10 protein-coding genes are annotated in these 7,945 nt (G+C 69.5%); 7 read left to right on the forward strand and 3 right to left on the reverse strand.

Translation table 11 applies throughout. From position 1 onward, the window contains the following. On the forward strand, positions 1-297 hold a 297-nt coding region (locus HY703_07580; GenBank protein MBI4545037.1), incomplete at its 5' end, for a glutamate dehydrogenase. 46 nt (positions 298-343) lie between these two features. On the opposite strand, the gene HY703_07585 is transcribed toward HY703_07580, so the two are convergent. Beyond that, a complete protein-coding gene (locus tag HY703_07585; protein ID MBI4545038.1) occupies positions 344-748 on the reverse strand; it encodes a hypothetical protein in 405 nt (134 codons plus the stop codon). 579 nt (positions 749-1,327) lie between these two features. On the opposite strand from HY703_07585, the gene ispG reads away from it, so the two are divergent. Together ispG and HY703_07595 are read left to right on the forward strand one after the other, a co-directional pair. After that, on the forward strand, positions 1,328-3,025 hold the full coding sequence (gene ispG / locus HY703_07590) for a flavodoxin-dependent (E)-4-hydroxy-3-methylbut-2-enyl-diphosphate synthase (GenBank protein MBI4545039.1): 1,698 nt from the start codon (positions 1,328-1,330) through the stop codon (positions 3,023-3,025). Positions 3,026-3,133: 108 nt separating this feature from the next. Continuing rightward, the gene (locus HY703_07595) at positions 3,134-3,358 is read left to right on the forward strand and encodes a hypothetical protein (protein MBI4545040.1); all 225 of its coding nucleotides are present in this window, start codon (positions 3,134-3,136) and stop codon (positions 3,356-3,358) included. A 142-nt stretch (positions 3,359-3,500) separates the two neighbouring features. On the opposite strand, the gene HY703_07600 is transcribed toward HY703_07595, so the two are convergent. Both HY703_07600 and HY703_07605 read right to left on the reverse strand, forming a co-directional pair. Continuing rightward, positions 3,501-4,235: a DUF2071 domain-containing protein gene (locus tag HY703_07600; GenBank protein MBI4545041.1), complete on the reverse strand. Its 735-nt coding sequence runs from the start codon at positions 4,233-4,235 to the stop codon at positions 3,501-3,503. A 19-nt stretch (positions 4,236-4,254) separates the two neighbouring features. Next, the gene (locus tag HY703_07605; GenBank protein MBI4545042.1) at positions 4,255-5,313 is read right to left on the reverse strand and encodes a potassium channel protein; all 1,059 of its coding nucleotides are present in this window, start codon (positions 5,311-5,313) and stop codon (positions 4,255-4,257) included. Positions 5,314-5,591: 278 nt separating this feature from the next. On the opposite strand from HY703_07605, the gene HY703_07610 reads away from it, so the two are divergent. From HY703_07610 to HY703_07625, 4 genes are all read left to right on the forward strand, one after another. Next, positions 5,592-5,810 carry a hypothetical protein gene (locus tag HY703_07610; GenBank protein MBI4545043.1) on the forward strand — a complete coding sequence of 73 codons (219 nt, stop codon included), beginning with the start codon at positions 5,592-5,594 and terminating at the stop codon, positions 5,808-5,810. A 263-nt stretch (positions 5,811-6,073) separates the two neighbouring features. Further along, positions 6,074-6,634 carry an RNA polymerase sigma factor gene (locus HY703_07615; GenBank protein ID MBI4545044.1) on the forward strand — a complete coding sequence of 187 codons (561 nt, stop codon included), beginning with the start codon at positions 6,074-6,076 and terminating at the stop codon, positions 6,632-6,634. Between the two features lie 62 nt (positions 6,635-6,696). Then, positions 6,697-7,392, forward strand: a complete 696-nt coding sequence (locus tag HY703_07620) for a zf-HC2 domain-containing protein (GenBank protein MBI4545045.1) — start codon at positions 6,697-6,699, stop codon at positions 7,390-7,392. 27 nt (positions 7,393-7,419) lie between these two features. Continuing rightward, positions 7,420-7,945 (forward strand): hypothetical protein (locus HY703_07625; GenBank protein MBI4545046.1); only part of this gene is annotated, 526 nt, incomplete at its 3' end.

Consider the following 7,945-nt stretch of genomic DNA (forward strand, 5'->3'; position numbering starts at 1 on the left):
AACGCGCCCATCACCCCGGCCGCCGATTGCCTGCTGGAGGAGCGCGGCACCCCGGTGGTTCCGGACATCCTGGCCAACGCCGGCGGCGTCTCCGTCTCCTACTTCGAGTGGGTGCAGAACCTCCAGCGCTTCCGCTGGGGCGCGGAGCGCGTGCAGGAGGAGCTGGCGCGCACGCTGAACGCCGCTTACGACGAGGTGCGCGCCACGGCCGCCGAGTTCCGCGTGCCGCTGCGCGTGGCCGCCTTCATCCTGGGCGTGCGCCGCGTGGCCGCGGCCACGCAGCTCCGGGGATACTGACGAGCCGGGGCATTGGAATTCGCGCCGCCGGCGACAACGAGGAAACCTACTCGAGCAGGATCGGCTTCCCCTCCTTGCGCGCGAGCGCGCACAAAGCGATCAACTCGCCCAGAAGAGGCTTGCCCTCCGCGTCGAGGTACACGTCGTAGAGCGTCCGCGGCTTCCGGCCGGAGGAGGCAAGCTTACTCTGCCAATTGGAGTCCGGCGGCTCGGGCGGCAGCTTCTTGAACGCCGCGGCAATGGCCTCTAGCTCGCGCTGTAGCTGCGGAAGCTCCTCCACCTCCCACCGATCCGGCTCGAAGCGGCACAGGAAGGTCGGAAAAGAGCTGCCGAACTCTCCCACTTCGAGCAGAGCGTGCACGCTGTCGCGGAAGTAGTAGAAGTCGTCGGTGCTGCCAGTCTGCACTCGCGCAAGCTGGCGCGCCCCGTCCATCACGCATAGTGTGATCACGCCCCGCAGGCTCCGACCTGGGTCTCAGCGGCGGAAGGCTGCCTCGCTCCTGAAAGTGACACTTTCAAACAGGCATATCCAGCTGCCAGGATGGAGGCAGGCTGCGGCAGGGCGCGGCCGGCGCTGGAGGGGCGGCTGGGGGTGGAGTCGGATTCAGCCGTCAAGGAGGAGATCGCGTCGGCACTGCGGGTCTGATGCCCCCCGCCGAATTGGCGGGGGGCATGGTACGGCGCTTCACGATCGCGGTCCTGTCCGTGGAGCGAAAAATACCCGGGATCGGCTGCACTACCTCGAGGACTCGAATTATCTCCTCGGCGGGGGCGGCGCCGCGCTCGGGGTCAGCCTCCACCACCAGCCGCTGACACGCGGGCAGCTGCCGGTCCCGCCGAGTGCGGCCGCTGACATGCTTCCGAAGAGGCCTCGGGAATTCTGGGGACGTGTCCGTGCCATCGTTTCCTTCCCCTCTTTATGGATGATCCACTCCAATCCGCGCGGCCGTTCAAGGGGTCGCAACCACGTGTAAGTCCCCTGGAGCGCGACTGGAGGAGCAACGTGATTCACGGCCGTGCCCCCAAAGTCATGCGTGACCAGCGGGAAGGGCGCTCAGTGGAAGGGAGGCGCGTGGTCGCTGCCGCGCAACGCCACTCCCCGTGCCGAGATCCCGCACCTGCCGAACCACAGGCCGGCCCAGGCGGGAGAACTGGCCATCCGACAGTCGCTCCTTTACCACGACCGTCCCGATCCAGAGCAGGAAGTGCGTATGCCGGGCAAGCTGGGGCGACTCGGAAACACCCCCGCCGGGCTTGTGGGCAGGTCGGCGATGCGGTTCACCGGCTCGGGTGTCTGCGGCCGGGGCGGAGAACGGATAGGCTCCCGGAACGCGGGGGCGGTGCCGGCGCCGGACGTTACCTCTTGGTCCGCTCCCGGGTAGCATCGTACATTGGCGGCGGGCTGGTGGTGGCGGCGAGATCCGCGCCGCAGCGCCGTGAGGCGTGGCACGAATTCGAATTCCCGAGGCAGAGAGCGGTGGCAGAGCGAAGGCGGACGGTGACGGTTGAGGTGGGCGGCGTCCCCGTGGGCAGCGGCCATCCCATCGTCGTCCAGTCCATGACCAACACGGACACGGCGGACGCGGCGGCGACGGCGGCGCAGGTGCGGGCGCTGGCGGCGGCGGGCAGCGAGCTAGTGCGCGTGACCGTGAACAACGAGGCAGCGGCGGCCGCGCTGCCGGAGATCGTGGCGCGGCTGCGAGACGGGGGCGCGGCCGCCCCCATCATTGGGGACTTCCACTACAACGGCCACCTGCTGCTGACGCAGTATCCGGAGTGCGCGAAGGCGCTGGACAAGTACCGGATCAACCCCGGGAACGTGGGCGCGAAGCGGCGGGACGAGAACTTCCGCACCATCATCCGGGTCGCGCTCGAACAGGGCAAGCCGGTGCGCATCGGCGTGAACTGGGGCTCGCTGGACCAGCAGCTCCTGACCGAGCTGATGGACGAGAACGCGCGGAGGCCGGAGCCGCTGGACGCCCGGGAAGTGACCCTCGAGGCCATGGTCGAGAGCGCGCTACGCTCCGCGGAGCTGGCCGAGGAGACGGGGCTGCCGCACGACCGCATCATCCTGAGCGCCAAGGTCTCGGGCGTGCAGGACCTGGTCAGCGTCTACCGCCGCCTGGCCGCGCGCTGCGACTACCCGCTGCACCTGGGGCTGACCGAGGCGGGGATGGGGACCAAGGGCGTGGTCGCGACGACCGCCGGGCTGGCCGTGCTGCTCGAAGAGGGGATCGGCGACACGATCCGCGTTTCGCTCACGCCCCGGCCGGGCGGCGAGCGCACCGAGGAGGTGCTGGTCGCACAGCAGATCCTGCAGTCGCTCGAGCTGCGCAGCTTCGCGCCGCAGGTGACGGCCTGCCCCGGCTGCGGGCGCACCACCAGCAGCTTCTTCCAGCAGATGGCGGAGGACATCCAGGGCTACATCCGCGAGCGCATGCCGGAGTGGCGGGCGCGCTACCCGGGGGTCGAGGAGCTGCGCGTCGCGGTCATGGGGTGCGTGGTCAACGGGCCGGGCGAGTCCAAGCACGCCAATATCGGGATCTCCTTGCCGGGCACGTTCGAGGAGCCCAAGGCGCCGGTCTACGCGGACGGCAGGCTGTTCACCACGCTGCGCGGGGAGACGCTGGTGCAGGATTTCCTGCGCATCCTCGATGACTACGTGGACTCGCGCTACGGCAAGGGCGTGGGGCCACTCGCGGGCGCAACAACGGCAAGCAAGCGGTAGGCGGGCCCGGATCAAGCTCCCGCGCGGCTGAAGTAGGGAACCGGGACGGGGACGGGAAGGGGACCGGCCGCCGCACTGGCCAGATTCTTCCGGCTATCCTCCCGCGCGATGATTTTCTTCTACGTCCTGCTCGGGCTGGTCGTGCTGCGCGCGATCGTGGTGCTGGCCGCCATGGCCTTGCTGGTGCGGCCCGTCCACGCCTGCCCCGCCTGCCGCCAGCCCAGTGTGCCCGTCCAGCGGCGGTGGCTTGACCGCCTCGCCCCCTGGCTCGAGTGGCGCTGGTGCCCCCATTGCGGCTGGCAGGGACCCTCCCGGCGAGAGCCACCTTGTTAGACACTAACAGAGCCGCGCTTCCCTCAAGGTAGGCGAGTCGGACTTCGGCGAGCTCGTGGTCCGAGCGCGTTGCCTGACGACTGGCGTCCTTCTTCTCCGTCTGGCAGCGCATCTCATGCCGCGGAAAGCTGCCTGACCGTACTCACCAACTCGACCAACTGGCCCCGCGGCGGACCACAACGGGCGATCCGTCGGCGAGAAACGCGGAACTGGGGGTTTGCTCCAGCCAGCGGGCACATTCCGCGCCGTAGAGGCCCGCCAGATCACCCTCCACGGCTGATGTGGCGACCCGCCATACCCGCCAACGCGGGTGCTCCACTCCATACTCGATGGTGCCGCTGGCGGTCGTGGAATAGCCCCAGTAATGCTCCGTGATGAACTCCTCTTCTGAGGCGGGGGCAGTAGCCCGCGCCACCTCCACCGGCTCCACACGCAGGCCGTTCCATTCCCCGTTGAACTTCCATTCGTACTGGACAGAGCCACGCTTCTCAGCCTGGCCGCTGGGCACGTCGATGCGGTGGCGCATGGGCAGCGCTACATACTTCTCACCATAGACGGCGCGTGCCACCAGTGCCACGGCCGTGCGCGGCACGATTTCCTTGATAAAGACCACGCCTCGCCGCCACCCTTCTGCAGCTCTCCTGCGCACATAGAAGCGCAGGTTCACTTCTTCAAAATCTCGATGAAATGGGACTGGAATCCCTAGAACCCTGGTTTTCAGGAACAGGAACCCCACCAGGCTGACAAACGTTCTGTCGTTCCAGAGGTCCAACTCCGTTCCGCGTGGGACCCGAGGCCGGAGCTGCGACGGATCGACCTGGTAGTTGATCATGGCCAGGTAGCGCCAATCCGCTGTCAGAAAGTGACGGGGTGGCATCGTGCTGCGGGGGCTCCGCTCACTCGCCCAGCTCCCGCCGCACGGCGGCAATGTCGCCTGGTGAGCCCATGAGGATCAGCGTGGCGCCGGCCGGGAGCTGGAAGCTGGGCGGCGGGTTGTAGACCCACTTGTCGGCATCCATGCGGCAGGCCAGGAGCAGTGCATCGGAGATGGCCCGGAAATCGATGCTGCCCAGTGTGCGTCCCACGGCGGGCGACTCCTCCCCCAGCCGCACCTCGTCAATGCGCAGGTTGCGGTCGCGGTCGCGCAGCATCTCGTCCAGGAAGCTGACCACCGTGGGGCGGATCAGCTCCGAGGCGAGGCGGAGGCCGCCGATGCGGGTGGGCGAGACCACGGCGTCGGCTCCCACACGCCGCATCTTCTCCCCCGTCTCCGGCTCGGTAACCCGGCTCACTATGCGCAGCCGCGGGTTGAGTGCCCGGGCCGTCAGGGTAATGATCAGGTTGTCCTTGTCGCTGTCGGTGCAGGCGACGAGGCCAGCCGCCCGCTCGACGCCGGCCGCGCTCAGCACCTGATCGGCCGTCGGGTCGCCCGCCAGCACGAGTGCCTGCGAGAGCGCCGACCGCAGCCGGTCGAAGCGCTCCGGATCCTCCCCAATGATCACCAGGCGGCGTTCGACCGCCTGGAGCTCCGAGGCCACCTGGATCGCGGTCTCGCCCGAGCCGCAGACGATGTAATGCCCGCTGAGCCGGCCCACCTCCTTGATCATCTGCCGCCTCCAGAAGACTTGATGCAACTGACCTTCCAGAATGAATGCAGTGCCCGTGGTGACGAAGTACGCCAGACCGCCCATGCCGAAGAGCAGGAAGGCAATGGTGAAGAGCCGCCCCCCCGGATTGCCCGACAGATCGATGATCTCGCCGTATCCCACCGTGGTCAGCGTGATGATCGCCATGTACAGCGCGTCCACGGGGGAGGCGGTGGGGTCAATTATGCGGTAGCCCAGCACGCCGACCAGCAGCACGAGCAGCATGAAAAGCGCGCCCTTGGCCAGGCGGCCGCGCAGCAGCCGCAGGTTTTGCTCCAGCGTGGGGTCGGAGAGGCCAAAGTCCGCCATACGCCCCTTCTGCTGCCCTCCGTGCTGATTCCGTGCTCGGGCCCCCTGGGCCCGCCTCCGGGCATGTGCTGAAATCTGCGGCGCCGCGGGGGCCGAGGCAAATGTCGGGTGCCCGTCGACTCGCCGCAACCCGCGGCGCGGCACGCATTTGGCACTACTCGGACGGTGGGACCGGGTCGGGAGGGGGCGTGTTCCGGCCCGGGTGCGGCGCGCTCGAAGTCATGCGCAAACGGCGCAACCTGGGAGGTGGCCGATGATCTCGTGCAAATATCACGGGCATGACGCCCGAGGGGCCGCAGTTCGGCTTGCCCGGATTCGAGGTAAACCTGCTCTATATCGCGGGGCTGCTGGCGCTGCTGCTGGCGGGCGCCGGCACGCTGTCGCTGGATTCGCTGCGCGCTGCGCCGCGCGGCGCAGTGCCGCCATACGCCGGCCCGGAGTGGCCGGGCCCGGCCGGAACGCCGCGCGCGCCCGGCTGGCGCGAGCGCGTGAAATAGGTGATGGCCGCAGTGAGCCCTTCACCATCCCGTTAGGTACTCACCGCCGGGCACGCGGAGGGCGCGGAGTGGCAGCCCGTCGCCGCGACACCGGACGATCTCTGTGTCCTCGGCGTGCTCGGCGGTGAAATACTGTGCGTGAGTTGCGCTTCCGCGCCTATCCACGCAGCATCCACCATAGCAATTCAAACTCCAAGCCCCAGCAGGGGATCTTATTGTAGCGGCGCCGCACATCTGTCTGGCGGAGGGCCCGTCTTCGGGTGATGGAGCTACGCTTTCCTGCGGCGCCCGCCGGGGCCGCGGAGATCGAGGACCTGGTCCTCCATGCCCGGGGCGGGGACCTGGCGGCCTTCGACCGGCTGTATTACGCGTGTGTGGGCCGCGTCTATGCGCTCTGCTTGCGCATGGCCGGGAGCGCCGACGACGCCGAGCGATTGACGCAGGACGTCTTTGTCCGCGCCTGGGAGAAGCTGCCGCTGTTCCGCGGAGAGAGCAAGTTCACCTCCTGGCTGCACCGGCTGGCCGTGAATGTGGTGCTGCGGGACCGGCGCGGCACCTGGCGTCGCGAGCGGCGGCTCGCGGACGCAGGCGGGATGCAGCACATCGAACTGGCGGGGAACCGCGAGGCCGCGCCGGAGCTGCGGCTGGACCTCGAGCGCGCGGTGGCGGCCCTGCCGCCGCGCGCCCGCGCGGTGCTCGTGCTGCACGACATCGAGGGCTACCGTCACGATGAGATCGCCGCCCTGCTGCGCTGCGCCGTGGGCACGTCCAAAGCCCAGTTGCACCGCGCGCGGCGGCTGCTGCGCCAGGCGCTGGAGCGCTAGAGAGGACCTGGAGAGATTCGTGGGCAGGGATCAGGATCGGCGATACCGGCCATGAGGCGAGCATGACGAGAGGGGGCGAGCATCTCCCGCAGCACCTGCTGGACGCCTACGTCGATGGCGAGCTGGTGGGCGAGGCGCGCGGGCAGGTCGTGGAGCACCTGGAGGCGTGTGCGGCGTGCCGTGAGGCGGCCGGCCAGGCGGCAGCGCTCGTGGCCCGGTTGCGGGCGCTGCCGGCCGAGGTGATGCCCGCCCAGGATTTGCTGCCCGCAATACACGCGCGCCTGGGCTGGCGCAGCCGCATGAATCGCGGGCTGGCCACCCTCGGGCAGCGCCCGCTCCGGTCGCTGGCCTACCCGCTGGCCGCCGCCGCCCTGGCCGCCATGGCCCTGTCCTCGGCGCTCACCCTGATGCTGCTGCGCGAACGCCTCGAGCCGGTCCTGGCGACGTCGCCCCTTCCAGGCGTCAGGTCCCGGACAAGCGACGTCGCCCTCTTCCAGCTCCGGGCCGTTCTCCCGGACTACGAGCATGCTGCCGCCGAGCTGCGCGCCGTGCTGGAGGGGCAGAAGGTGGGGCTGGCGCCCGCGACTGTGGCGCTGGTCGAGGAGAATCTGCGCGTGGTCGACGCGGCGATCCTCGAGACGCTGGCGGCGCTGGCCATGGACCCCGGGAACCGGATCCTGACGGAAATGGTGGTGGCCGCCTATGCGACCAGGCTGGATTTGCTGCGCCGCGCCACGGCACTCGAGGCCCGGAGCTGATGCTGGTGGCGAACCACTAGGAGACGAATGAGGATACTGGCCGGCACGGTGCTGTTGGCACTGGCTGTGGGCAGTCCGGCCACGGCCCAGCGCAGCGTGGACCAGCGGCGGCCGGCGGCGCGCGATGCCGCGGTGAGCATCTACATGCTGCGCGGCTCGGTGCGCGTCGTCGGCTGGGCCGTGGACAGTGTGGTGGTCACGGGAGCCGTGGCGGAGGGCCCCGGCCAGCTCTTTCTGGGTGGCAGCCGCCGGGGTCTCAAGCTGGGCGTCTGGGGCCAGGGCAAGGAGCTGGAGCCGCAGGCGGCGGACCTCGAGGTGCGCGTTCCCGCCGGCAGCCGGGTGTGGGTCAAGGCGGCAGACGCGGGCATCGAGGTCACGGGCGTGCACGGCGGCCTCGACCTTTACTCTGTGGGCGGCCCCATCCGGGTGGCGGGCAGCCCGCGCGACGTGCGCGCGGAATCCATGGCCGGCGATGTCGAGATCGCGGCCAGCACACCGTCGCTGCGCGCCAAGTCCGCGAGCGGCACGGTGCTGCTGCGCGGCTCGGCCGAGG

This window comes from Gemmatimonadota bacterium (assembly GCA_016209965.1).
GTDB lineage: Bacteria > Gemmatimonadota > Gemmatimonadetes > Longimicrobiales > RSA9 > JACQVE01.

Coding starts and splice junctions, on each gene's coding strand:
- HY703_07600 (MBI4545041.1), bottom strand. CDS start 4,235: ATGCCACCCCGTCACTTTCTGACAGCGGATTGGCGCTACCTGGCCATG.
- HY703_07605 (MBI4545042.1), bottom strand. CDS start 5,313: ATGGCGGACTTTGGCCTCTCCGACCCCACGCTGGAGCAAAACCTGCGG.
- HY703_07620 (MBI4545045.1), top strand. CDS start 6,697: ATGACGAGAGGGGGCGAGCATCTCCCGCAGCACCTGCTGGACGCCTAC.
- ispG (MBI4545039.1), top strand. CDS start 1,328: ATGCGTGACCAGCGGGAAGGGCGCTCAGTGGAAGGGAGGCGCGTGGTC.
- HY703_07595 (MBI4545040.1), top strand. CDS start 3,134: ATGATTTTCTTCTACGTCCTGCTCGGGCTGGTCGTGCTGCGCGCGATC.
- HY703_07610 (MBI4545043.1), top strand. CDS start 5,592: ATGACGCCCGAGGGGCCGCAGTTCGGCTTGCCCGGATTCGAGGTAAAC.
- HY703_07615 (MBI4545044.1), top strand. CDS start 6,074: ATGGAGCTACGCTTTCCTGCGGCGCCCGCCGGGGCCGCGGAGATCGAG.